Source organism: Streptomyces sp. RP5T (assembly GCF_003933965.1).
GTDB lineage: Bacteria > Actinomycetota > Actinomycetes > Streptomycetales > Streptomycetaceae > Streptomyces.
This window is the reverse complement of the sequence record NZ_RSAJ01000084.1, coordinates 1-22522: the sequence shown is the minus strand read 5'-3', so window position 1 is coordinate 22522 and position 22522 is coordinate 1. Positions and strand designations below refer to the sequence as shown.

The following is a 22522-nucleotide window of genomic DNA, read 5'->3' as shown; positions in this document are numbered from 1 at the left end:
GCCGCCGCCCCCTCCCTGCAGACCACCCTCGTTCAGCGCGCCGACCTGTCCGACAGCACGACCTTGTCGGGCACCCTCGGCTACGGCACGGCCACCACCGTCAAGGGCGCGGGCAAGGGCCTCATCACAAGGCTCCCCGCGAGCGGATCGACGGTCACCCGGGGCAAGCCCCTGTACTGGGTGGACGACCAGCCGGTGGCACTCCTCTTCGGCGACACCCCCGTGTTCCGCACGCTCGACTCGGCGGCCGTCAAGGCAGGGGTGAGCGGCACCGACGTGACCGTCCTGGCGGACAACCTCCAGGCCCTCGGCTACGACATCGGCCCACGGTCCACCGCCCCCCGCTCCACCACCGGCGCCCAGCAGTCCGGCGGCACCCGGCTCACCCAGTCCCTGCTCGACGCGCTCAAGCGCTGGCAGCGTGACACGGGCCGCGAACAGACCGGCAAGCTCGCGGTCGGGGACGTCGTGGTGCTGCCCGGGGCGGTCCGCGTCAACGCGACCAAGGCCCAACCGGGCGACCCGGTCGCCGAGGACATCCTGACGGTGACCTCGCTGCACAAGTCGGTCACGGTCACGGTCGGCGCCGCCGACGCGGCCCTCATCCACAAGAAGGACAAGGTCTCCCTCACCCTCCCCGACACCACCCGGGCCACCGGCACGGTGACAGCGGTCGGCACGACGGTGCAGGGCGGCCAGGGTGACGGCGACGACGCCTCCGGCACCAGCGCCCCGCCCTCGCTCCAGGTCACCGTAGTGCCGCAGGACACCGCCTCGATCAGGAAACTCGACGCGGGCTCCGTACAGGTGACGTTCACGACCCGGACCCGCCACAACGTCCTGACCGTCCCCGTGGGCGCGCTGCTGGCCCTCCAGGAGGGCGGCTACGCGCTCCAGCGCCCCGACGGCCACCTCGTCGCCGTCAAGACCGGGCTGTTCGCCAAGGGCCAGGTCGAGATCTCGGGCAGCGGGGTCGAGGAAGGCCAGACAGTGGTGACGGCTTCATGATCATGAGAAGCCGCCACCGCCCACCGCAGTCTGCTCCCGGCACCCGTGCCCCCGTGGCCGAACCGGCCGTCCTGCGGCTGCTGCACACGACCAAGGAGTACCCCGGCGGAGTGACCGCGCTCGACGACGTGTCGCTCACCGTCCGCCATGGCGAACTGCTCGCCATCGTCGGCCCTTCCGGCTCCGGCAAGTCCACGTTGCTGAACATCATGGGCACGCTCGACCTGCCCACCCGCGGGACCGTCGAGATCTCGGGACGGGACGCGGCGGCGCTGAGCGACCGCGCCCTGTCCGCGCTGCGCGGCCGGCGGCTCGGTTTCGTCTTCCAGCAGTCCCACCTGACGGACGGTCTGACCGCGGCCGAGAACGTCGCCACCAGCCTGCTCTACGCGGGGGTGCCGCGCAGACGCCGCACCCCCCTCGCGCTCGCCGCGCTGCAACGGGTCGGACTCGGCCACCGTCTGACACACCTGCCCCACCAGTTGTCCGGCGGTGAGCGCCAGCGCGTCGCCATTGCCCGCGCCCTGGTGAACGAGCCCGCCCTGGTCCTCGCGGACGAGCCGACCGGCGCGCTGGACTCCGCCAACGGCCGTGCCGTACTGGACCTGTTGGTCCGTCTGAACCGAGAGGGCACCACCATCGCGGTGATCACACACGACCAGGGCATCGCGGCCCGGCTGCCGCGCCGTGTCGAGGTGCGCGACGGCCGGATCGTCGCCGACACCGGCCCGGGCACCGGCCTGCCGACTCACCCGGGGCCCGTAGTGACCGAAGGCGTGGACGCGGCCCCGGAGGCGGTCCGATGAAACGCGCGACCATCACCGACCCCCGCGCGTCCACCGACGCCCACACGTCCACCGACGCCTACGCATCGGTCCGGCCCGGGCGGCTGAACCCGGCGGACGTGCTGCGCCTGGGCCTGCTCGGCATCCGCACCCGCCGACTGCGCGCCACCCTGTCCGCGCTCGGCATCTCCCTGGGCATCGCGACACTGGTGCTGGTGACGGGGATCCCCGCCTCCAGCCAACGGGCGCTGGACGACCGGCTCTCCGCGCTCGGCACGAACCTGCTGCGGGCCCATCCGCAGCCCGACCAGAAACCCCCGGTGGCGCTGCCCGAGGCCGCCGCCGAGATGGCCGCCCGTATCGCACCGGTCACCGCGACCGGCCAGGTCGCCAACACCCATCAGCTGGTGCACCGTTCGGACCGCACCGACCCCGCCGACGGCCTGGGCCTCACGGTCCTCGCCGCCGACCACGACCTGCTGAAGGTGGTCAACGGCAGGGTCAGGGCGGGGAAGTTCCTCGACGCGGCCACCGACGGCCTGCCCACCGCCGTCCTCGGCCACGAGGCGGCCGCCCGCCTGGGCATCACGCGCCCCCTGCCGGGACGGCAGGCCCAGCAGATCCTCGTCGGCACGACCTGGTTCACCGTGATCGGCGTCCTCGACCCGCTGCCCCTCGCCCCGGACCTGGACCGCTCGGTACTGGTCGGCTGGAAGGCCGCGAAGCAGAACCTCGGCTTCGACGGCCACCCCACCGTGGTCTACGTCAAGGCCCGCGAGGACGCCATCGAGGCCGTCTCCTCGGTGCTGCCCGCCACCCTCTACCCACAACTCCCCGGACTGGTACAGGTCAGCCGCCCCTCGGACGCCCTGGCGGCGAAGCGGGCGGCAAGCAGCGCCTTCTCCTCCCTCTTCCTCGGCCTCGCGGGCGTGGCCCTGCTCGTGGGCGGCATCGGCGTGGCCAACACCATGTACATCTCGGTCCTGGAACGCCGCCGTGAGATCGGTCTACGACGCGCACTGGGGGCCAACCGCGGCCAGATCAGGGGACAGTTCCTCACCGAATCGGTGGTCCTGTCACTGCTCGGCGGCCTCGCGGGGACGCTCATCGGCACCCTGAGCACCATCGCCTACGCCGTCTACCAGGGCTGGCATCCCGTCGTCCCGCTCACCGTACTCACCGCAGGCGTCGCAGGAGCCGTCGTCATCGGCATGCTGGCCGGCGTCTACCCGTCCGTCCGCGCATCCCGCCTCACTCCGACACAGGCGCTGGCCACGACCTGAGACCGCGGGACCGGGCTGGAGATCGAACATGGGACGATCGGCCGGTGCCCCGTCTCGTGAACCGTGACCGCTCCCTTGAGGAGCTTGAGCACGACCGCGGACCTGCCCCGTCGGGCGGTGAAACCCGGCTGATGGCGACCGTGCGTGAGCTTCGGCGCAAGCCGATCGGCGGCCTGAAGGTCGAGGACATGCGGCTGTTGATCGGGCAGAACGAGGGCCTTGCCCATCTCCTGCCCCTGGCAGTGGAGGTCCTCCGGACCGACCCCCTGGCGGAAGGCGACATGTACGAGGGCGATCTGCTGGCCGCCGTGCTCACCAGGAGTGCGGAGGTCTGGAGCGAGTTCCCTGAACTCGAACGGGAGGTCCGCCTGATCGTCTCGCAGTTGACGGACATGCCGCCTGCTCTGGAACGCCGGGCCGAGGGTTTCTTGGCCCGGTAACCATGCGGCGGCGTGGACGTGGGTCACCGCTTTGCTGCTTGGCTGCGTCGCGAATCAGAGCGCTGGCCGGCTCGGCCCGAGCGGCTGGAAAGCGTGCCGCTCGGGCCGAGTTGCGCGAGGAGGTTGCTCGTGCCGGCGTCGAGCCTCGGCAGGAGGTTCAGTAGGACGCGGTGCGCCCCTCGTAGATGCGGGCGCCGCTGTCCCACATCCCCTTCGCGTAGGACGTGACATTGGCGTCGTTGACCATGCGGGTGTAGCAGTCGGTGTCGCCGTTGGGCACGGAACAGGAGTACTCACGCCCGTCGCTGTTCCGGTGCACGGTGACGTACGGGGTGAACTGGTCCCGCGTGTCGTAGCCCGCGTTGGATATGCGGCCCCAGGCGGCCCGGCAGCTGGGGCTGTAGCGGAGTTCGAGCAGCGCCTGCCCGAGCGTGGTGCTCTCCACGGTCCGCGCGTCGCCCTGGCAGTAGACGGCGGGGTCCTTGCCGTCGCAGGCCGACCCCGAGCACGCGGTGGCGGCCGCCTGAGCCGGGGTCGCCGCGAGCAGTCCGCCGCCCGCGAGCAGAATCGCAGCCGCAGCGCGGGCCCAGGTTGTGCTGTTTCTCATCTGTTCTCCCATATCCGTGGCGATAGCGCGTGGTTGAGCCGGTGACGGGACCGTCGTCGACGCGTCCATGGGTGAGGCCGCCATGGGTGAGGCCGAACGACGTGCAAGGAACCGACGGCGCCACGGTGGCGGCCCTCGCCGAGGCAGACAAGCGGAACGGGCCTGCTTGGGATGCTGACACGCTCCCCCACCCCCTGACCTGTGCGTTCATGGAGCGTCTGGGATGCCCATGGGATGCGGGCGGAGCGACGGTCGCCATCCGGAGTGACCAACTCCCAGCTTTGACATGCCTGTTCTGGCACATTGGGCCGGTGTTCGAACAACAGGGGGGTTCTCCATGAACCAGGACAGGGAGGTTGAGCGGCTTGCCGCTCAACTGCGTGCGCTCAAAGAGAGATCCGGGCTCAGCTACGACGCTCTCGCGCAGCGAGCCGGCATCAGCCGTTCCAGCCTTCACCGTTACTGCGCGGCTTCGTCGGTCCCGCAGGACTACGGGGTCGTGCACCGCATAGCCACCGCCTGCGGCGCCGCCTCCACCGAACTGCGCGAACTGCACCGGCTGTGGGCCCTCGCCGACACGGAGCGCGAGAGACGGGTACAGCAGGGGGAGACCGCGCACGGCGACGCGGTAGGTGAGCAGGCCGAGGCCGGACAGACAGCGGCCGCTCCCCTGGAGGAAGCCGCCTCGACAGACCCGGCAGCGGTTGAGTCTGACCAGGCACCCAGCACCGCATCGCGGGAGTTGCCCACCCAGGAGTCGAGGCCAGCGAGCGGTCGCCTGCCGGCGAGTCGCCGGGTCATCGCGCTCACCGCCGCGGCCGCCGTCACCGTCCTCGGTACCGTCGGCTGGGCCATGTCCCTGGCTGCCGCCCCCAACAAGCAAGCGGACAGGCCGGATTCACGACCCCTGTTCTCCTCCGTCTGCTCGCCCGTCGTGAGCATGGGCCAGCACGACGAGTGCGTCCGCGAAGTGCAGACGCTGCTCAAGCGTCATGGCGCCATCATCGACGTGGACGGCGACTTCGGCCCGCAGACACTGCGCCGGGTGACGGCCTTCCAGGTCATCACCGGCCTCCCGCCCAACGGCGTCGTCACGGCAGCCACCAAAACGGCGCTCTACGAGTCAAAGTCCCGCATGGGCACCTGGTCGCCGGAGGAAGCCCGCGGCCGTATCCGCGAGGTCTTCGCCGAGGCGCCGGACGACGCCGTCGCCATCGCCGACTGCCAGTCCTTCCTGGATCCTCTGCACATCCTGCCGAACACCAACGGCAGCAGGAACTGGGGCCTGTTCCAGATCTCCGACACCCGGTTGCGTGAACTGGGCGGGACTCCGCGCAAGGCTCTGGATCCCGAATGGAACATCCAGGCGGCCAAGCGTCTTTGGTCCCGCGACCGCGACTTCCACGACTGGCCACACTGCGAGCGCGCCCTGCGGACGAGGGCATCGGCCACCCCGTCCACGGCCTCGGAGAGCAACTGACCACGACTTACGGACCAGTGCCGTTGATCCATGCCGGCGAGGCGGTCGAGGGGGTGCTGTTACGGCGCGCAGGTGCTTCAAGCTGGGTGCGGGGTCGGAGCGTTTCCGAACGGTCATCCCTGAACGCCCGACCAAGTCGCGGGCCGACAACGTCGTGGACCGGCCGGCGGACGTCCGTCGGCCTTCGACTCCGAGCATCACAGGACCCGAGAAGTCGTCGAGCGCGGCTACAACAGGTCAAGACCTGGTTCGCCAACTGGCTCATGCGACAAACCAGGCCATGCGTCGGTCAAGCGTCAGGGTCCTGGATACAGCCGAGGGACGGGAGACTGAGCGCTGTCCCCGACTTGCTGCACGCCGACCCGGCCCCACCAGTGTCGCTGCCCGAAGTGGAACGAGCCGCAGGCGCCAGCGACCGCACCCTCGGCCGCCTGTTCCGCCCCGAGTTGGGCATGTACCTTCACCGCTGGCGGACCCCTCTGCGCACCGACGCGCGCCGGACGTAGGGGGATCGCGCGCGTGAGGTACTGACCAGTGACGGCCGGAAGGAGCAACCGCCGGGTTCAGGCTCCCTCGTGGTCTGCCGCTGCGGCCCAGCGACGGATGTGCGGGTCGGGATGGGCTCGGGCGGACGCGAGTGTGCTTGCAAGTAGCTGGTGAAGGGGCGGCGGGTAGGCCGCACGAGAAGTAGGCAGGTTCAGCAGGACGCGGTAACTCATCTGCAGGTCGGTGGCTTCGGCGAACACCTGCATGGATGCCTCCAGCCAGGCGGCCTCGATGTCCTGTGACTCGTCCAGCGCCGGGTTCCGTATCCCATTGGATCCGTACGCCGGCGACCGGTCTGCACGCAGGGGCGCGTGGGCGCAGTACCAGGCCCGGACGGCACCGGCTCGCTCGGCATCCGTGCCGCACCGCAGGTAGTCGACCAGTGCCGCCATCACTCGGCGGCGTCCGAATGCGTAGACCGCCGGTTCGACGAACCATCGGCAGAGGCTGGGGTCCGGGTCGTAGACGGCTGCTGCCATCAGCGGGTCGAACCACTCCTCGGGCAGACGTGCACGTTCGAGCAGGGGCTTACGCACCGCAAGGGCCAGGCGGCGGGCGTGCAGCTCCTTCGGCTCCGTGGCGATGTCTCCGACACCCAACAGCCGGGCCACCTCTCTCACGCATGTCAGGAATGAACGCGGTTCCGTTCCGCTCCGCTCGCCTTCAACCATGACGGCATTCTGGACCGGCCACGTCGGCAGACACAGCCACGATGACCGCTGGGTCGAGAACGCGCTCACCCGCATGCACCCTCGTGCGCGTACGGCCGGAAGATCACCCAACCAGACACTCCATACGACTCGCACGTTCCAAGATCGGTTGCGATTCGGCATGTCACTCCAGAAGAGCTGCACCCAACTCAAACCATGGGGCGACTCTCGAGTGTCTGGGCGGCGCGAGCAGCCATGCGGCGCAGCCAAATGTGGGCCGGTTCCCGCTCATGGAGGGGATGCCACCACAGGGACTCCACCAAGTGGCCGATCTCGAAGGCGGGTTGCACGATGGCGATCGCTTGCCCGGAGAGGGTGGGGATCGCGACCCGTTCGGGGATCAGGCCGATTCGGTCGGTCCCCGCGACCAGGTGGGGAATGGCCAGGAAGTTCTCCGTGACGATCTCCACGTGCGGTTCGATGCCCTCGGCGTGCAGGCGATTCACCGGGGAGAAGACTGGCGAGGGGTGGCGGTAGGGCAACACCCAAGGGCGTACCGCGAGTTCTTCCCGGCCAAGGACGGCCGGGGCGCGGTCTGCGGACACCTCACCGACGCGGGCGAGGCCCTGCTGCCGCTGGCCCACCGCATCCTGGCCGACGCGGACACCGCCCGGCACCTGCACATGAACGGCGCGGGTGGCCGCGCTCTGCAGCAGTGCCTGCCGGACAACCTCTTCGAGCTGTACGTGCAGACCTCACGCGAGACGCCTCGCCGTGAGGTCATGGTCATGCTCGACCACCAGGCCCGCGAACTGGGCGCCCGTCCCCACATCGGCCCGCCCAACGACCCGCGGCGGCCCCACACAGCGGTCAACAGGCGCACGCTGCGCCAGATCATGGGCCTGGGTCTGGAGGACATCATCCGCTTCGACAGCACCGTCACCGGCTTCGAGACGGACGGCGAGAAGGTGCGGGTGCTACTCGGCGACGGCACGAGCGAGGCCGGAGACGTACTGGTGGGCGCCGACGGCATCAACTCCGTCGTGCGCAGGCAGTTGCTGCCGGACGTCCCGGTCGTGGACACCGGAATGCGCGGCCTGTACTCCACCGCACCGCTGACCGACGAGCTCGCAGCGAGCTTGCCCGAGGCGCTGTTCGACGGTTTCGCCGTCGCCGCGGGGCCGAATGGCGCGATGTTCGCGTACGGCCTGTACCGACCGCGCAGGCCGGTCGCCGAGGCGGTGGCCGAACTGGCGCCCGGAGCCGCCGTCGATACCGTCGATCCCTACATCATGGTCAACCTCGGCCTTCCGCCCGGCAGCCCCGTCGGCACCGGCGCCCCCGACCTGTGGCACAGCTCTGCCGAAGCCCTGCACGCGCTGATGCGCACCGCGGTACGGGGCTGGGACCCCGCCCTGGCCGATCTCGTCGAGCACGTCGACGCGTCGACGATCTTCCCGGTGTCCATGCGTCACCTACGGCCGGCAGACCCCTGGCCCGCCGGCCGTGTCACCCTGCTCGGTGACGCGATCCACGCCATGCCCCCCTCGTTCGGCTCCGGCGCCAACACGGCACTGCGCGACGCCGCGGCCCTCACCCGGGCCCTGGAGCGCGTAGCCCACGGCGACACACCTGTGGCGACGGCCGTGGCCGAGTACGAGACCGAGATGCGCGCCGAGGTCTTCCCCATCCTGCGCGCCTCGGCCGACCCTCGGGCCGCCGATATCGACTTCCTGCCCGACGACCTCCCCGTCAGCCACACCTGATCACCGACTCCCCGAAACGAGTCGCACCGCGAGGAGAACCCATGCCTGTCACCGAAGACATCGAGTTCCGAGTGTCGGACCTGACCCTGCGGGGCAAACTGTTCCGCCCGACCGACGGCCCCGAACGCCCGCCTGTCGCCATCCTCCAAGGCGGCCTGGGCGGTCCCGCGGAATCCATGTTCGCCATGGCCCGGGGCTTCACCGACGCCGGTCTGGCCTGCCTGATCTACGACCATCGCAACACCGGTTACAGCGACGGCGAACCCCGTCAGCAGTTCGATCCCTGGCAGCAGTGCCGGGACCTGCGCGACGTCATCACCCATCTGACCCTGCGCGAGGACGTCGACCCCGACCGCATCGCCCTGTGGGGCATCAGCATCGGTGGCGCCAACTCCCTCTTCACGGCCGCCACCGACCGCCGGGTCAAAGCGGTCGTCAGCATCATTCCCCCGGTCAGCGGCTGGAGCGCGCGCAGCCTCCAACCGGCCGACACGCTCGCGGAGCTGGAAGCTCTCATCCCTGCCGACCGTCAGGCCCAACTGCGCGGCGAGCCGGCCGCGAGTATCCGCCTGCACGGCGTCCCGGAACCCGAGGACCCGGTCATGTTCAGCGACCAGGAAGGTCTGGAGTTCGTCGAGAACATGATCCACCAGCTGCCCAGCTTCCGGAACGAGATCACCATCTCGACCCTCGACCGCATCTTCGAGATGGAGGCGCGCGCCTACGCCGAACGCATCACCGCCCCGGTCCTGATGATCCTCGCCTCCAAGGACACCGTCGCCCCCGTCGAGGAGGCCCGCGAGATGTACGACCGGATCCCCGACCCGAAGCAGGTCATCGAGTACGCGGGCCAGCACTACGAGATCCTCTCGAACCACTTCCCCGAGATCATCACCCGCAGCGCCGACTGGCTTGCCGCCACTCTGCGCTGCTGACCGCCCCACCATCCCCTCCGCTACCGTCCTGCCCGCCGGAGCCCACGTGGCCCGGCGGGCGCCCCCCATCCCCCGAACACGAACACGAGCACAGAGAGGTGTCGAGAGCACCTTCTTGGGAGGTACAACGCGATGAACTCCGCCACCTACCCGCTCTCGCGGTTCATCGGTCCGCCGCTGGCCGGGGTCCTCATCGGGAGCGGGGTGCCGGGGCTCTGGGTCGGTTTCGTCACGCTGGGGATGCTCGTGGCAGCTGGCGGTGCGGTCCTGCTCGCCCGTCGACTTCCGTCATCGGTGGAGTTGCCTTCTCGCTGACCCACGGCGTGCACGTCGGCCACACCATGTGGGGTTTACTAAGGGCGTGCCGTCGATCGCTGAGATTCTGAGCTTTGAGGAGCCATCCGTGCCGGCGGGTGCGAGCCCCTGGGTGGTCGCTCCTGCCCCGTCGGCGGTCGAGATCGTCGTGTACGACCCCCGGTGGCCGGAGCAAGCGAATGCACTGCGTGATCGCATCACGGATGCGTTGGGGACACGTGCAATCCGCGTCGAGCACGTCGGATCGACATCCGTGCCGGGTCTTGCGGCGAAGCCGGTCATCGACCTGGACCTGACCGTCGCCGACCCGGCTGATGAGCGGGTCTGGCTGCCGCGTCTGCAGGCGATGGGTTTCGTCCTGACGGTGCGTGAGCCGTGGTGGCACGAGCACCGTCTCCTCCAGGCCGGCGAGACCGCAGAGCGGCTTGCCGACGTGTCGCCATTGTCCGGGCTGACAGTGAATTTGCACGTCTTCGGTCCCGATAGCCCCGAACTCGTGAAGCACGTCGTCTTCCGGAACTGGCTTCGAACGAACGCTGCCGACCGGCGACTGTACGAGGCCGTGAAACGAAAGGCCGCGAAGCACCCCGGGCAACTCGTCATGGACTACAACGCCCGCAAGCAGACAGTGATCTTCGAGATCTACCAGCGCGCGTTCAAGGCGGCCGGGTTTCTTGAGTAGCGGTTGGCCAGCCGGGCGGCCAACGTCATCATCGGCCTTGGGGGCGTCGGCGATGATTGGGTACAGCTGCACCCCTGCCGCTATGCGCGCCTGTCTGAACTCGTCGTCTGCCACGAGATGTCCGTTCTCAGATCCTCAGGATCCAGTGTCTCGTGTGTCCAGGATCAAGGGTCAAGGCCCCACCCAGATCCGGCCCTTCCTCAGAACACCCAACAAAGGTGGGTACGCCGTGTTCAACACCGGCCTCAAACAGCGGGTCGAAGACCGCACCGAGCTCGGGCCGGGTGCGTGAGGTGTCGGTGGTCGCGGGGATTGGGATCGCCACCGCGATGGCCTTCACATGGAAGAAGACCGCCACGTCACTACACCCTCCCAAGCGCATGCCGTACGAACGCCTGCTGACTCAACCCGCTGGACGATCTGCGTCTCAACGTCAGGCGGCCAGCCAGTTCACTGCCCGGGGCCCTCAGGAATCCGTGAACCTGTCGCCTTCGGGCGCCGAGCGGCAGGTTGCGAGCCTGGTGGCCAGGTCGCTGACCGCAAGCAGGGGGCAGGACTGGGGTGTGCTGGGGAGACGAACAGGCCGTGCTCGGCCTGTGGGTGGGTAAGACCGCGCTTATGGCAAGCCTGTACGATCGCAGGCGCGTTTCTCTCGGAGGGGCGTTCATGCGGTGGTAGGGGCTGCCGTCCGTATAGAGCACCCGAGGTCCCGCGTAGGAAGACCCCCAGCACGCTGCCCTGCCTGCCAACCGCAATGAGAAAGGCGTGACGATGCCTGAGGATGCCGCCGAGGGAAGTAGTCCGCGACAGGACGTGATGCAGGCGCGGCAGATCGGTGAGGCGTGGCAGCGCATCGAGACGTGGCTTGGCCGCCATGCTCCCGCGACACATGCCGCGCTCAGGCCGGGCGCGTCAGAGGACGAGATTGCGGCCCTGGAGGAATCCATCGGCGTGCGGGCCCCCGCAGAGCTGCGGGCGCTGTGGCGCCTGTGCGCAGGGAGCCGGGATGTTCCGGCGGCCGGCCTGATCCCTGATCAAGGGTGGGCGTTGCTGAACCTTGAGGCGGTGGCGCGGTCGTATCAGTGGCACATGGACAACCAGCGCAGGCAGGCCCGTCGCGATCCGGAGACACTGGTCTGGAGGCCGTCGTGGCTGCCGTTTTGCGCGTGGAGTGTCACCGACCTGAGTTTCGGCAGGTTCGTCGACGCAGAGACGGGTGAGACAGGCGGATGGGACGACACGGCTGTACGCACGGTAGAAGACACGTCTCTGACCATGCTTCTCGAAGAGGTCGCGGACAGGCTGGAGTACCCGAAGCTGGCCACCGGCTACAAGCCGGGTCTGATAGGCGAAGCGCTGGTATGGGGGCCGCCGGACAGCGAGGAGGCGGCGGCCCTGTGGGAGCCGTGGACCGGATAGGACCGCAACGGCCCAGGAGGGCCGGATGCATCTCCGGCCCTCCTGGGTCTTCTGGCTTTGGCTAGAACCGGGTGCGCCAGCTACAGGTGGTGTTGGCGTTCGCGCAGTGCTCGAATCCGGGGTTGGAGACGAAGAAGCCGTCGCCGTCGAGCAGGCGCCAGGTGGCGGGGTTCAGATCGCTGAAGGCTCCCTGGTTCTGGCCTGAGTTGATGCCGGCGCGCCCGCAGCGCTCCGTTCCAGCGGGGCCGTTGGCGGCGGTCCGGGTGTCGGCGAGGATCCCGAAGGTGGCGGCGGGGGTGGCCATCTTGTCCGTGAAGAGCTGGGCGCACTTGCTGCCGTCGCTCACCTGGTTGACACCGCCGGGGAAGCCACCGCTCTCGTGGGTGGACGCCATGGCGTACTCGTCGCAGTCGGTCGATCCCACCGACGCGTCAGCCGGGTGCGGGATGAACTTGGTGGTTCCGCTCCCGCAGATCTTGTTACGGCTGTTGGTGCTCGTCCACGGGCCGCCGGTGGTGGGGTTGGTGACGGTGGTGTCCGGGCCGAGGTAGTGAAGAAGCGAGTCCCACTTCTTCGATCCGGCATGGTCGGGCATCTTCTCCTGCATCAGCCAGTAGTAGGCCCCGGCCGCCGGGTAGGCGTTGGTGTCCACGGTGTAGGTCGGCTTGAAGAACGGCAGCACGCAGCCGGGCGCCGGCACCGCGAGAATGTTGTCGCAGCGCGGGGCGAGTTCCCGCACGCTGTCGATACCGCTGCTGCCGAAGTCGGCAGTCGCTTTCAGGGAGTTGCTCGCGTCCACGCTCGCGGTGATCGACCAGCCAAGGTCGACCCGTTCCTTGCCGGTGCCGGTCCACCGGGTCACCACGGTCCCCCAACGGCCGTAGTAGCCGCCTGTGGGATCGTAGGTCCAATGCGCGCCGTTGGTGGGATTGGCACCGTCATCCACCCACTGAATGGGGGCCACGTCGCAGGCCGCACATGAGGAGTCGATGTTCCACTTCATCGTGACGCCCTCAAGAGCGGGGTCGATGTAGGTGGGGATGATGACGATCTGCTGGTCGAACTCCCCGAAGTCGCTGCCACTCTCCGACTTGTTGCGGTAGGTCTTCATGCGCTGCTCGAACTTGAAGGTCGCGCGTCCGATCGCCGGCTTTTCCGGGTCGGAGTCGAAGAACCACAGTTCTCCCTCCCCGAGATCCTTCAAACAGGCTTCGGTGCGGTTCATGTAGTCCAGGCCGTCAGCGGCGGCGGTGCACCAGTCGACCAGGTCGACCGCGTCGTTCCCGCCGGGGGTCGGGTCAAGGGCTGCGCGGTTGAGACTCTGGGGAGCCTCCTTGGTCCTGCCAGGCTCGGGCCTGCCGTCCTTCTTGCTCTTGTCCGGCTTCGTCATGGTGAAGCAGACGCGCCGGTCCTGCTGGTCTGCCGTGGAGCAGTTCTTCTTGTCGAAGTCGCCCAGGGCAGGCGCCCGCGACGATGACGGGGCGGATGACGTGGCGGAGCCGCCGGGATCGGTCCGGGTGAACTCGACGATCTTCTGTTCGGCCTGGTCGATCGTCGATTCCGCCTGCTGCGGCGCGGGAAACGTCACGTACGGGTCGATGCGGAACTTCGCCCACGGCGACCAGGTCGTCTCATACAGGCTGCCGTCGAACGCCGAGGTGTGGACGAGGTAGTTCACGCCGGGCTTCAGCTTGCCGTAGGCGACCCTGAACTGAGCGGTCGCCCCGGAGGCGACGTAGCCGGACACTCCCACTCCGTACGAGTTGGAGTCGTCAATGTTGACCTGGGCCTTCGGTGTGCCGTCCGCATTGGCCGTGTAGACCTCGAACGTGACCGTTGACTTGTCGCCGTCCGCGTCGGTGACGGTGTTCTTCAGTACTACATCGGGGCTGATGACCTTCCAGGTGTCACCGCTCTTCTTGAACTGCGGACCGGCGGACGGGTTCTTGCCGGACACGGGACGCGAACCCGCTGCGGGAGAGGCGACTTCCGGACCGGCCGCCGGGCGCGTTGACGGCGCCGCGTAGGGATCGGGACGGGCGGTGGTGGTGGCTGCCGCGGGCACGGCGGAGACCATCAGCAGGCAGGCCCCCAGGGCGACTCCCGTTTGGACGCCTGATCTCGATAAGCGCTGGTAGACAGACACGAAGCGCTGCATCCTTCCTCGAGTTGAGTCAAACGTGCGTTCGAATGAACGCGAGTGAAGGACGATACGCCTGGGAGGCGGGGCGAAGTAAGGGCGCTTTAAGGACAGATGGTCATCGTCGAACTCGCTGCAAGGATCGGGACCAGTTGATCCTTCTGGGGTGTCCGCGACACGGATCAGGGAGCCTCTCCCGGTGACACGTCCACCAGCCACAAGTGCGACGACGTCCGGCCGGCATCGTCTGACGGAATATTGCTTGCACGGACCGATCGGACGCACCCAGGCCCCTCCATGTGCAAGCGGGCCTACTGTTGCCCTTGTTGGAGGCCAGGATGTGACCGGTCCGCCGCGTGGGCTCCAAGTCATACCGCCCGAACTGCTCGGCGAACTCCCGCACAGCGGCGGCTATTTCCGCGACAGCCGTCCTCATCGAGGAAATAGCTGACCTGGATGACCACGGACAGGGTGATCAGGGCGAACAGGGCGCCCCTCAGGCAGTAACGGCCTCCTGCGCGAACTCGTCGGCGAGGGATTCGCCAACCAGCAGCACTCCGCCGCGTTCCTGTGGTGGGCCAAGGACCAGGCCGGGGCGCCCGGGTGAGCGAGTGGGGCTGGCAGTGGCCAGCGCGGGGCGGACGCCGGCCTCGCCTGCCGGCCTGACCACGTCTCACGACTGCCCCTAGACCATCCGCGCGATCTCGCGCTTGCCGCCCGCCTCCGTCGTGTACTTGAGGACGGACAGGAACCTGTCCGGCTCCATGACGCAGAGAACCTTTGTGAGGAGGGCTTCCTTGAAGCCCGTCATGGCGAACGATCGCGTGCCGTCGAGGAGTTGCTGCAGCCGGTCCTCGGGCGGTACGTCGTCGGGGCCGTAGAGAAGGTACTCGATCGTCCGGTGGGTCGACTCCCCGGCATCGGCGTCACCCATGGCGTTCCAGGAGGCGTTGAACATGGACTGGTTGCCGGGGTGCGCTCCGACGTCGGAGTTGGCGAAGTCCTTGAGTGCCTTGGGGTCGCCGGTGCGCAGTCCCTCGCGCGAGAAGATCTGCTGGTATTTCTCCCAGTAGGCCGCCACCTCGGGGTCGAGGCCCGGTCTGGTGGCGAGGAACTGCGCCTTGAGCCGGTTCGCGCGTTCCAATACGCCGGGCTCGACGTCCTCGGACTTCGGGAATCGGGCCTTGAGGTCACTGATGGAGCGGGAGGGCTGCTTCTTCGGGTCAGTCGGTTCCCCGTGCTCCCATGCGAAGCCGCACCGGTGGCGGACGCGCCGACGCCCGCCCTCCAGGTTGCGTACCACCTCGATGTCCTCGTCGTCGCTGCACAACGGGCACATGGCCAACCCCATGGTGATTCCCTCCGGCCGTCGTAAGGCGTCGCGTGCGACCGCCCGGCGCGGGCTCGGCCACTCGTTCAGCCCGCACGACGCCAGCGGTAGTCGTTGCCCGCACCGTACCGGCACTGCATACGGGTTCCGGCACCGGTGTAGCCGTACGCTCCGGGATCACCGCACCACGAACCAGGACGCACCCCTTGCCCGAAGTCGTTGTCCCGGGCTTCGGGGGCGGCGGTCTCGGATCCATCGTCGTACCGGTCGGTCGCCGTGGCTTGGGACTCGAGTGCGCCCGTTGGGCAGCCGTCGTCGGGGCTCGCTATTTCCATGGTGACCAGCCAGCCAGGCTCGTCGAAGGTGCCGCTGGTCAAATCCGCGGTGCACACCGTCCACTCGTCGCGCTGCGGATCGCCGCTGTACGCGAACGTCAGTGGAAGTCCGGTCCCATGCTCCAGGACGCTGATCTCGCCGCCGCCCGACCTGTCCTCCATCACATTTCGGGCCTCACCCCATGTGCCGCCTTCGAGGCTGGACAACGAGAACGCGTCGCGAAGCGGGCTTTTCGAGGGGGTGGGCGAACTCCCTGCGGTCTCCGCCGACGACCGCGTGCTTTCCGCTCTGCTGATGGACACGATCGTCAGCGCCCCGAGGACGAGTACGAGAACCGCAGCGAGCAGGGTCTGCATCAGCGCACTGTCACGAAGTGCCCCGAGGGCCCGGTGCATTGGTACGGCCGACCAGGGCTTGCCGGCCTGGCCGGCTCTGCCCGGTGCGGAGCCTTTCCCGGCATGGGCTTCAGGCTTTCCGCAGCCGACCGGACGGGCGCGGTGGAGCTGTCCGCGGTCCTGTTCGTTTTGCCGTCGCTTGTCCCGCTCCCGGTCCTCGGGAGTGCGCCACCGTTGACTGATCCCGCCAGGCAGTTCCCTGCGCACGCTCGACGGTGGGTGCCCGGTCGTGCGTGTGTGTCTGCGCACCGCCGCAGCCGTGGTCTCGTCCTCGGACTGAGGCACTTCGCCACCGCACGCCTCACACACCCACGCGTCCACCCGGAGCCCCCCTATCCGTCCCGGCGCGGCTCATCTTCACACGCGCCGGTCGGCACCCGCCACGCCGGGCGGCGAGGCACATGGTCATAGGGCGCCAGGAGGAGCGGGGCAGGGCATGGGACCCCACTGGACGGCGTTGTTGGCGAACCCAAGCAGGTTCCAGGGCTGTTTCACCGTGTGCTGCCGAGACCGTCTCGGCCGTCCTGCTGCTGACCGTGCTGGCCGTGCTGGCCTTCGCCGTAGTTCGGCCGCGAGGCTGGCTGGAAGCGGCGGGCGCCGTCCCTGCGGCGGCCCTCGGCATGGCGGTGGGCCCCGTGGCTTCGCACGAGGCGTGGCGGCAGACGCATAGCCTGCTGCACGTCGTGATCTTCCTCGTTCTGATCCTCGTCCTGGACCAGCTCTGCGCCGACGAGGACCTGTTCGAGGCGGTCGGCAGTACCGTTGAGCGCCGGTGCGGCTCCGGTGGAGAAGCGCGTTGACGATCTTCCGTTTCGCGCACTGGCCCTCGTGCGAGGCGCGGGTGCTTCACCGCGAGCAGGCCAGACACAGCCCGCAGTGTGCGGCGGTCAGGTCTAGCCCTGCGGTCGGAGCACCCCGAGGAACTGGTAGAAGTCGTAGGCCAGGTAGAAGTGCCCATATGCCGCGATGCCCAGCAGGGCCGCGGGGAAGAGGGCGAGGCATCCGCCGTTGCGGTAGGGGCTGCCTGAGCGGTCAGCCAGCCACTCCGCGCAGGTCAGGTACGTGAAGGCTGCGAGGACCACGGGCGCCAGCACCGCCACGGCGATGGCCAGTACGGAGGCGACGGCCTTCACCACGACCGCCAGGCCGCTGGTGCCGGCCGAACCCGTTGCCGGCGGCAGGTCGAGCCAGGTGGTGAAGAAGAAGGAATCCGCCATGACGGCCGACAGTACGGATGACACCACGACCGCGGGGTAGTCGCCTACGCCGCCTGGGGGCCGCCTGCCGCCGCTGGTGTGGGGCAGTGACGCGTCCGCGTACCGCTGCGGCCCGCTGATACGGCGCGCCCCACCGCCGCGCGGGTGGTTCAAGTACCAATCGTCGATGAAGAGGCCGATGACGGACACTATGAAACTGCTCTGCCCCAGCGTGGTGTTGCGGAAATTCCAGAAAATGTAGAAGCAGGCGAGGGCGAACAGGACTTTGATCGCGTTGCGCATGACTCCGGCTCTCGTGATGCGACCGGCCCGGTGGCCTGCCTGATCTGGACCTGCCGCCGTGGGCCCGCGCGGCTGACGTGGGTACCGGCCAGTCAGCCCGCCGTGTCGCGAGGACGAACCGGCAGCCGGCCGGGCGGCGTCGACCGGCCGGTTCCCGGTTCGTTCAGCCTCGGTCGAACTCGCCCTTCTCGATGAGGCCCACGACCACCGACTGGAACGTCCCCCACTGCTCGACGAGCCCGTTGCACATCGCGATGCCGCTCGACCCGAAGTACGTCAGCCCGTCGAAGAACATCTCGAAGCGGAAGTCCGGCCTGGCGTAGAGCGCCTCGCGCATCTGCGCCATCTGTCCGGCGTCCAGTCCCGGCAGCGCACCGGCGTAGGCGTCCATCTGGCCCGCCAGCATCCTGTCGATCGCCCCCAGCACCTTCTCCACGTCCACACCGCCCGGCCGGTCCGCCTGCCTGGCCGCTTCGACGGCGAACGCCAGCACGTCGGGCGCATCGGCCGCGAGGGGGCTCTGCTTCACCAGCGGGCCGGTGGACCAGTCCCGTACTGCCGAGGACCGCTTGGACTTGCTTCCGAAGAACCCCACCATGATCTCCTTGGTTCCGTTCTGCTGTGAAAAGCCGTGAGTACGGGGTCGGGGCAGGCGGCCGGTCCCGGAGAGCCGCTGGACGCCCGGTGGCCGGCCGTGGGCCTGTCAGCCGTCGATGATCTTGCGTGCGCGGTTTCCGCGCTCACCGGCCTCCCGGTACAGGCGCTTGAGCAGGTCCAGTTCCTGCTGGTTGAGCTTGCCCCCGAACTCCGCCTTGCGGAGCACCCGTTCGTATTCCTCAGCAGTGGCCACGGCCACCTCCCGTTCTCTTTCGGGGCCCTGAGGACCGGGCGGAGCAATGGCCGTCCCGGTCAGGACCGCCCGGGCCGACCGCAGTACGGTCCGGCCTGCGTACCTGTCACCGACGGGCGGCCGTCCCCCGAACGGCCGCCCGTCGTACGGTCATCCTGCCGCTGGGTCGCCGATCGCGCTGTCCCCATCGATGGGGACAGCGATAGGCGGGGCCACGACGCCGGCCGCGTAAGTGGAGACCTCGACCCAGGTGGATTCCGTACCGTCCTCAACGACCGCGGAGGTCCCCGTCAGGGCCTCGCGCAGGGCGGCGGCCCGCGCCGGATCTCCCGGCAGCGTCACCAGGCTGACCAGGAGCGCGCTCGGCCGGGGTTCCACGCTGAGGATCAGGTCCTGCGGGGTGGGGCCCGTGCCCAGCGCGGAGGCGAGCAGGCAACGCAGCAGATCCGGCGGGGGCGGATGGTCGGCGTCCGACTGGATGGTCACCACGCAGCCCTCGGCACGCGCCGCACCCAGCAGTTCACGAGTGGAGCGGCCGAGCACACCGGGCAGGTGCAACTCGTCGCGGACGGCCTGATCCAGCATCCGCGCCCGGACCCGGGTCTGCGGCGCTTGCGGGGACAGAGCCCCGGAGGCGGTACGGCGCAGGAAGGAAAGGATCTCCTCGTCGAGGTCGGCCAGGCGTCTGCGATGCATCGCCTCGCGCGCCTGCCGGGCGGACTCGACAGCGGCCGAGGCTGCCCGCTCGGCGTTGGCTCGCATCACCGCCGCGCCCAGCCGGGCCACGGTCTGCCCAATGGCCAGCCCCATACCGACGCCCAGCGCCGGGGCGAACAACGCCGGCACGGCCTTGGCCACGCTCTCGCCCCATGAGTCGGCGAACGGCGGCCCGGCCAGCAGCACCAGGACGACCCCCGCCTGTTCCAGCACCAGGGCCAGCAGGGCTTCCCAGGGCGGCCGGACGATCACCAGCACGGTCAGCAGCGGGGTGACCGCGCCGATCGGCCAGGAGGTATCGTCGGCGATGCCCGACGTGGGGATCACAATGAAGCTGCAGACCGCGCCGCCGACGGCGAAGGCGCTCGCGGCGGCGGCCGCGCGCCCCCCGATCGCCGTCCGGGCGCGCAAGAGCAACGCCACCGTCACCGCGGACAGCAGCACGTACCACACCATCAGCCAGCTGACCTGCGGGGACCGTACGGTGTGGATCGCGGCGACGACCCCGGTGGCGAGCAGATAGGGGACACAGACCGCGGCCAGCGGCCGGCGGACGTCCCCGACCGCTGCGCGGATGCTCGCCATCCGGTCCGGGGTTTCTGCGACGGCCCCACCAAACTCGCCCGTGCGTACCGCCCGCGCCCGGTCGCGCTGCCAGACCAGCCGTACGGTGGTGCCGTCGCCGGGGGAGCTGTGCACCTCCGCGGTGCCTGCCACGTCGGCCATCCGCCGCAGCACCGATCTGCGCAGTCCCACCGAGGACACCTGCACCCCGGCCGGGGAAAACCCCACGCCGTCGTCGGCGACGGAGAGCACGAAGCCGTGCTCGTCCCCGCGCAGGCGCACCTTCAGCGCCCGCGCCTCGGCGTGCCGGACCGCGTTGCGCACCGCCTCGGCCGCCGCCCCCAGGGCGGCCTCGGCCACCTCGACGGGCACCGGGACGGCACCCGACACCTCGACGTTCAGGGGCGGCCCGCCTCCGGGGTGAGCCTGGTGAGCAGGGCCGCGAGGTCGGCGGCCTTGCCTGATGCGGCAGGCACCCGCAGCAGCGCGTCCACGGCACTGCGGCATGCCTGCCGCACCTGCGTCGTGGCGATCCCTGGCATGCTGACCGCCCGCAGCGCGGAACTCACCTCGTCGTGCAGCAGATCCTGAAAGCGGTGGTGCGCCTCGCGGCGGGCATGCGCGCGTGCGACCGTGGCGCCTGCCGTCAGTGCCTGTTCCTGGGCGGCGTCGGCACGGGCTGCGGCGGTGCGCAGCAATGGGCCCAGCACCGCGGCCGCCACCGCGGCGGTCAGCACCGGCCAGGTGCCCTGCACCGCGGCAGTAGGACCGTCCATCGGCCAACTCGCCGTGATCTGCGCGCCGGTGACCGCCAAGGACACCGGCCACGCGAGTCGGCGCGGTCCGAACCCGATCGCCAGCAGCACGGTGGCGGCGGTGGGTTCGCAGCGCAGCCCGACGACGATCTGCGACGGCCGCTCGACCGCGAACACCGTCTGCGTGACGAGCGAGACACCCACGGCCGCCCAGACATCGTGACGGCCCAGCCGGACGAGTGCGCCGCGCACCGTCAGGGTGGCCGCCAGCGCGGTGAACAGCACGGCAGTGGCGAGAACGGCGGGCGCGAGCCGTCCGCCCGATGACAGCAGCAGCATCGACCAGCTCACCGCGAACAGCGCCGTGACCGCCGCCATCGCGCGCTGAAGACCGGACCACACGCCGTCGCGGTAGGTGCCCGGACTGGGCGCCTCGGGGTTCGGTGTCACCACCCCAGGGTGTCCGGCAGGTCGTCCGCCGGAGTCGGCGCGAGGTCGATGTGGCCGTCGGCCACGGCGCGCCACACCAGCTGACGGTTGTCCTCCAGCAGCCCTTCGCCCGCGGCGGCGTACGCCTCGATGGCACGCTTGCGGTACGTGCGGACGGTGTCCTCGGTGATGTGCAGCATCCGCGCCACCTGACGGTGCGGCAGACCCCGGGCGATCAGCTCCAGGACGCGGCGCTCCTGACCGCTGAGGCGGACGGCACCGCGCGGATCGGTGACGATGGCGTGTGCGAGCCGACTGGACAGATAAGGCTCCCCGCCATGCACCGCGCGGATGGCGTCCACCAGTCGCTCCTCCGAGTCCTCCTTCAGCACCAGACCCGCGGCCCCCGCGTCCAGCGCCCTGCGTACCGCGGCGGGCCGGTGCTCGGTGGTAAAGACCAGCACCCGTGCTCCGGCGGCCCGAAGGCGCCGGACGTTGTCGTCGACGGCCTTGCCGTCTCGCAGCCGCAGGTCGAGCAGGACCACCGAGGGCATGGCCGGGAAGACCCCCGGCAGTGCGCCGGGAGGCGAGTCCGGTGGTGCGCCGGGCATGGCGCCCGCCGATGCGCTGGCAGACGAGTGCGGGTGCAGCCCTGCGAGGAGCGCGTCCACGTCGGGCGCCACATGTACCAGCTCGATGTCGGCGGTGTGCTCGGCGAAGTAAGCCTGCAGACCAAGCAGGACCACCGGGTGGTCGTCGACCGCCGCTACGGCGATCCTGGCCTCGCTGTGCCCGCCGCGCCCGACATCCCCCTGGCGCCCGCTGCGTCCGCCGTTCCCTTGGTGTTCTGTGTCCCCGGACGCCGACATGTTCCCCCTCCGTCCGCTTCGCGGCCGAATGATACCGGGCCGGACAGTGGCGGAGTAGGTCAACGACCGCGAACTCTGCCGGCTCCGGACCTTCCACGCAAAGGCCCACGGAGGCCCCACTGGCGCTCACCCCGCCGGCGTACCCTGGTTGTTCTGCCTCGACGGGTGCGGGTCGGGATCTTCGTGCTGCAGTCGGATTAGCCGCCTCTGCGAGGGCGGTGTTCCATCGGCCGTGAGCCTGGACGCCTCGCTGGTGGCAGCGCCGGGCGGATCAGTGCGGATCGAGGCCGTGGCCGCGGTGCGGTGCCGGAAGCGCCGTGACGCCGAGCAGCTACGGTGTCGCGTTGTTACCCTCCGCGCCATGCATCATGCGGCGCGGGAGATGCGCTCTCCGATCCTGTCGATCCACCCGTACATACCGGCCATTGGGCAACACGAGGACGTGATCTGTTCCATGGCCTCGCGCGGCGACTGCGACCACAGGCTCGTCGCGCAAGTGCGCACCGAGTTCAGCGACGGCAGCATTCATCACTGGCGGGTGTGCGGTGAGTGGTTGACCAGTCATCCGTCAGCCATCGCGCACATCAAGACGAAGGGGCCTTCCCCCGTGAAGGTGGGCACGCGGTTATTGATCACGCGGCGAGCGTGAGTTTAGCGGTGTGGTGTCGGCGTTCGTATTCGTTGGGGCTGAGGTGGCCGTTGGCGGAGTGCCGACGGCGGGT

The 22522-nt window shown here is 69.4% G+C and carries 25 protein-coding genes and 1 pseudogene; 13 read left to right on the top strand and 13 right to left on the bottom strand.

From position 1 onward, the window contains the following. From EHS43_RS12335 to EHS43_RS12320, 4 genes are all read left to right on the top strand, one after another. Nucleotides 1-1008, top strand: a 1008-nt coding sequence (locus EHS43_RS12335) for a hypothetical protein (RefSeq protein WP_125190694.1), incomplete at its 5' end; no start/stop codon positions are given. A gap of 53 nt (nt 1009-1061) precedes the next feature. Then, nucleotides 1062-1814 (top strand): ABC transporter ATP-binding protein, encoded by a 753-nt coding sequence (locus EHS43_RS12330; protein ID WP_260470493.1) that lies wholly within the window; start codon nt 1062-1064, stop codon nt 1812-1814. After that, entirely contained in the window at nt 1811-3076 is a 1266-nt protein-coding gene (locus EHS43_RS12325) for an ABC transporter permease (RefSeq protein WP_125190693.1), read from the top strand. Before EHS43_RS12330 ends, EHS43_RS12325 begins: the two co-directional genes overlap by 4 nt. A 44-nt stretch (nt 3077-3120) precedes the next feature. Continuing rightward, entirely contained in the window at nt 3121-3516 is a 396-nt protein-coding gene (locus EHS43_RS12320) for a contact-dependent growth inhibition system immunity protein (RefSeq protein WP_260470492.1), read from the top strand. 157 nt (nt 3517-3673) lie between these two features. Here the strand turns inward: EHS43_RS12320 and EHS43_RS12315 are convergent, their stop codons facing one another. Beyond that, complete coding sequence (locus EHS43_RS12315; RefSeq protein WP_125190691.1) at nt 3674-4123, bottom strand: DUF2690 domain-containing protein; 450 nt, start codon at nt 4121-4123, stop codon at nt 3674-3676. Nucleotides 4124-4460: 337 nt separating this feature from the next. Here EHS43_RS12315 and EHS43_RS12310 point away from each other — a divergent pair, with 337 nt between their 5' ends. Further along, nucleotides 4461-5603 carry a helix-turn-helix domain-containing protein gene (locus EHS43_RS12310; protein WP_125190689.1) on the top strand — a complete coding sequence of 381 codons (1143 nt, stop codon included), beginning with the start codon at nt 4461-4463 and terminating at the stop codon, nt 5601-5603. A gap of 106 nt (nt 5604-5709) precedes the next feature. Further along, a pseudogene (locus EHS43_RS47620) lies at nt 5710-5846 on the top strand (IS5/IS1182 family transposase); the annotation flags it as partial. A 320-nt stretch (nt 5847-6166) separates the two neighbouring features. Here the strand turns inward: EHS43_RS47620 and EHS43_RS12305 are convergent. Together EHS43_RS12305 and EHS43_RS12300 are read right to left on the bottom strand one after the other, a co-directional pair. After that, nucleotides 6167-6889, bottom strand: coding sequence for a hypothetical protein (locus EHS43_RS12305; protein WP_260470491.1), 723 nt, complete (start codon nt 6887-6889; stop codon nt 6167-6169). 119 nt (nt 6890-7008) lie between these two features. Continuing rightward, the gene (locus tag EHS43_RS12300; RefSeq protein ID WP_369009043.1) at nt 7009-7344 is read right to left on the bottom strand and encodes a hypothetical protein; all 336 of its coding nucleotides are present in this window, start codon (nt 7342-7344) and stop codon (nt 7009-7011) included. On the opposite strand from EHS43_RS12300, the gene EHS43_RS12295 reads away from it, so the two are divergent. The 4 genes from EHS43_RS12295 to EHS43_RS12280 all read left to right on the top strand — a co-directional run bounded on the left by EHS43_RS12295 (nt 7327) and on the right by EHS43_RS12280 (nt 10497). After that, a complete protein-coding gene (locus EHS43_RS12295; protein ID WP_260470489.1) occupies nt 7327-8565 on the top strand; it encodes an NAD(P)/FAD-dependent oxidoreductase in 1239 nt (412 codons plus the stop codon). The genes EHS43_RS12300 and EHS43_RS12295 overlap by 18 nt on opposite strands. A 41-nt stretch (nt 8566-8606) precedes the next feature. Beyond that, complete coding sequence (locus tag EHS43_RS12290) at nt 8607-9500, top strand: alpha/beta hydrolase (RefSeq protein ID WP_125190687.1); 894 nt, start codon at nt 8607-8609, stop codon at nt 9498-9500. 132 nt (nt 9501-9632) lie between these two features. Next, entirely contained in the window at nt 9633-9815 is a 183-nt protein-coding gene (locus EHS43_RS12285) for a hypothetical protein (RefSeq protein WP_125190685.1), read from the top strand. Nucleotides 9816-9861: 46 nt separating this feature from the next. Beyond that, on the top strand, nt 9862-10497 hold the full coding sequence (locus EHS43_RS12280; RefSeq protein WP_125190683.1) for a GrpB family protein: 636 nt from the start codon (nt 9862-9864) through the stop codon (nt 10495-10497). Between the two features lie 127 nt (nt 10498-10624). Here EHS43_RS12280 and EHS43_RS46395 read toward each other — a convergent pair whose 3' ends face one another. Next, nucleotides 10625-10855: a hypothetical protein gene (locus EHS43_RS46395; protein WP_185806223.1), complete on the bottom strand. Its 231-nt coding sequence runs from the start codon at nt 10853-10855 to the stop codon at nt 10625-10627. A gap of 413 nt (nt 10856-11268) precedes the next feature. On the opposite strand from EHS43_RS46395, the gene EHS43_RS12270 reads away from it, so the two are divergent. Further along, nucleotides 11269-11916 (top strand): SMI1/KNR4 family protein, encoded by a 648-nt coding sequence (locus tag EHS43_RS12270; RefSeq protein ID WP_260470494.1) that lies wholly within the window; start codon nt 11269-11271, stop codon nt 11914-11916. Between the two features lie 61 nt (nt 11917-11977). On the opposite strand, the gene EHS43_RS12265 is transcribed toward EHS43_RS12270, so the two are convergent. The 3 genes from EHS43_RS12265 to EHS43_RS12255 all read right to left on the bottom strand — a co-directional run bounded on the left by EHS43_RS12265 (nt 11978) and on the right by EHS43_RS12255 (nt 16078). Further along, nucleotides 11978-13873 (bottom strand): hypothetical protein, encoded by a 1896-nt coding sequence (locus tag EHS43_RS12265; RefSeq protein WP_148104036.1) that lies wholly within the window; start codon nt 13871-13873, stop codon nt 11978-11980. 868 nt (nt 13874-14741) lie between these two features. Further along, nucleotides 14742-15407, bottom strand: coding sequence for a hypothetical protein (locus EHS43_RS12260; RefSeq protein WP_260470488.1), 666 nt, complete (start codon nt 15405-15407; stop codon nt 14742-14744). 65 nt (nt 15408-15472) lie between these two features. Next, complete coding sequence (locus EHS43_RS12255) at nt 15473-16078, bottom strand: hypothetical protein (protein ID WP_125190677.1); 606 nt, start codon at nt 16076-16078, stop codon at nt 15473-15475. 575 nt (nt 16079-16653) lie between these two features. Here EHS43_RS12255 and EHS43_RS12250 point away from each other — a divergent pair. Next, nucleotides 16654-16917: a hypothetical protein gene (locus EHS43_RS12250; protein WP_125190675.1), complete on the top strand. Its 264-nt coding sequence runs from the start codon at nt 16654-16656 to the stop codon at nt 16915-16917. A gap of 93 nt (nt 16918-17010) precedes the next feature. Here the strand turns inward: EHS43_RS12250 and EHS43_RS12245 are convergent, their stop codons facing one another. The 6 genes from EHS43_RS12245 to EHS43_RS12225 all read right to left on the bottom strand — a co-directional run bounded on the left by EHS43_RS12245 (nt 17011) and on the right by EHS43_RS12225 (nt 21800). Next, complete coding sequence (locus EHS43_RS12245) at nt 17011-17616, bottom strand: hypothetical protein (protein ID WP_125190674.1); 606 nt, start codon at nt 17614-17616, stop codon at nt 17011-17013. Between the two features lie 163 nt (nt 17617-17779). Continuing rightward, nucleotides 17780-18214: a hypothetical protein gene (locus EHS43_RS12240; protein ID WP_125190672.1), complete on the bottom strand. Its 435-nt coding sequence runs from the start codon at nt 18212-18214 to the stop codon at nt 17780-17782. A 105-nt stretch (nt 18215-18319) separates the two neighbouring features. After that, nucleotides 18320-18466 carry a hypothetical protein gene (locus EHS43_RS46390; protein ID WP_175520023.1) on the bottom strand — a complete coding sequence of 49 codons (147 nt, stop codon included), beginning with the start codon at nt 18464-18466 and terminating at the stop codon, nt 18320-18322. Between the two features lie 150 nt (nt 18467-18616). Further along, nucleotides 18617-20119 (bottom strand): sensor histidine kinase, encoded by a 1503-nt coding sequence (locus EHS43_RS12235; protein WP_185806222.1) that lies wholly within the window; start codon nt 20117-20119, stop codon nt 18617-18619. Nucleotides 20120-20145: 26 nt separating this feature from the next. Then, nucleotides 20146-20952, bottom strand: a complete 807-nt coding sequence (locus EHS43_RS12230) for a hypothetical protein (RefSeq protein ID WP_125190668.1) — start codon at nt 20950-20952, stop codon at nt 20146-20148. After that, on the bottom strand, nt 20949-21800 hold the full coding sequence (locus tag EHS43_RS12225; protein WP_125190666.1) for a response regulator transcription factor: 852 nt from the start codon (nt 21798-21800) through the stop codon (nt 20949-20951). The genes EHS43_RS12230 and EHS43_RS12225 overlap by 4 nt, the downstream gene beginning before the upstream one ends. Before the next feature lie 232 nt (nt 21801-22032). On the opposite strand from EHS43_RS12225, the gene EHS43_RS12220 reads away from it, so the two are divergent. After that, entirely contained in the window at nt 22033-22449 is a 417-nt protein-coding gene (locus EHS43_RS12220; protein ID WP_125190664.1) for a hypothetical protein, read from the top strand. Nucleotides 22450-22522 lie beyond the last annotated feature (73 nt).

Excerpts from the sequence above, each read along its gene's own strand:
- EHS43_RS12315 (WP_125190691.1), bottom strand. The coding sequence starts at position 4,123 with ATGAGAAACAGCACAACCTGGGCCCGCGCTGCGGCTGCGATTCTGCTC.
- EHS43_RS12290 (WP_125190687.1), top strand. The coding sequence starts at position 8,607 with ATGCCTGTCACCGAAGACATCGAGTTCCGAGTGTCGGACCTGACCCTG.
- EHS43_RS12255 (WP_125190677.1), bottom strand. The coding sequence starts at position 16,078 with ATGCAGACCCTGCTCGCTGCGGTTCTCGTACTCGTCCTCGGGGCGCTG.
- EHS43_RS12310 (WP_125190689.1), top strand. The coding sequence starts at position 4,461 with ATGAACCAGGACAGGGAGGTTGAGCGGCTTGCCGCTCAACTGCGTGCG.
- EHS43_RS12325 (WP_125190693.1), top strand. The coding sequence starts at position 1,811 with ATGAAACGCGCGACCATCACCGACCCCCGCGCGTCCACCGACGCCCAC.
- EHS43_RS12225 (WP_125190666.1), bottom strand. The coding sequence starts at position 21,800 with ATGTCGGCGTCCGGGGACACAGAACACCAAGGGAACGGCGGACGCAGC.
- EHS43_RS12285 (WP_125190685.1), top strand. The coding sequence starts at position 9,633 with ATGAACTCCGCCACCTACCCGCTCTCGCGGTTCATCGGTCCGCCGCTG.
- EHS43_RS12260 (WP_260470488.1), bottom strand. The coding sequence starts at position 15,407 with ATGGGGTTGGCCATGTGCCCGTTGTGCAGCGACGACGAGGACATCGAG.
- EHS43_RS12270 (WP_260470494.1), top strand. The coding sequence starts at position 11,269 with ATGCCTGAGGATGCCGCCGAGGGAAGTAGTCCGCGACAGGACGTGATG.
- EHS43_RS12240 (WP_125190672.1), bottom strand. The coding sequence starts at position 18,214 with ATGGTGGGGTTCTTCGGAAGCAAGTCCAAGCGGTCCTCGGCAGTACGG.
- EHS43_RS12245 (WP_125190674.1), bottom strand. The coding sequence starts at position 17,616 with ATGCGCAACGCGATCAAAGTCCTGTTCGCCCTCGCCTGCTTCTACATT.